We start from the raw sequence: 700 nt of genomic DNA, 5'->3' as shown, positions 1-700 counted from the left end.
TGACGCTGAAGGTTTGCGTCCAACCACTGACCGCGTGAAAGAAACCCTGTTTAACTGGTTAGCACAAGATGTGCCGCAAGCAAAATGCCTCGATTTATTTGCTGGCTCTGGTGGTTTAGGTTTTGAATCGGCTTCACGCCAAGCAGAACTCGTGACCATGATTGAGCTCAACCCGCAAGCTTTTCAGCAGTTACAAAAAAACGTCGCGTCGTTGAAAGCCACTAATATCCAAGTGGTGAACACCGATGCCTTGAGCTTTCTGAAACAACCAGGCACACCACATCACGTGGTTTTCATCGATCCACCTTTCCGTAAGGGACTATTGGATGAAACCGTGACCTTGCTAGAGCAAAACGGTTGGCTTGCAGAAGACGCAATGATTTATATTGAAACGGAAAAAGAGCTGAGCATTGCTGGGCTTCCGGAAAATTGGCACCTGCACAGAGAAAAAACCGCAGGCCAAGTCAGTTACCGTCTGTATGAACGTACCTCAGCCTAACGCCTCGATTTAAAAGGACACTTAAATGAAAGCACTACTTATCCTAGCTAAAGCGGCGATTGCCTTTGTTTGGCTGGTTTTGATTCTGAATATTGTGATGCCATTTCCAGGTAATGCTGCGATTGCGTTGTACATCATGACAGCCTTCTTGTTCATCATGCACGGTTTGCAAATGGCAATCTTCATTGGTGCATTTGGAGA

At 46.1% G+C, this 700-nt stretch carries 2 protein-coding genes; both read left to right on the top strand.

Features of this window, described 5'->3' with window-relative positions:
• Positions 1–499 (top strand): 16S rRNA (guanine(966)-N(2))-methyltransferase RsmD (rsmD, locus tag R8O11_RS27795; RefSeq protein WP_318194943.1); only part of this gene is annotated, 499 nt, incomplete at its 5' end.
• 25 nt (positions 500–524) lie between these two features.
• A partial coding sequence (locus R8O11_RS27790) for a DUF1145 domain-containing protein (RefSeq protein ID WP_318194944.1) occupies positions 525–700 on the top strand: 176 nt, incomplete at its 3' end.

The organism is Vibrio sp. 1288, from assembly GCF_033344475.1.
This window is presented reverse-complemented; position numbering and strand designations above follow the sequence as displayed.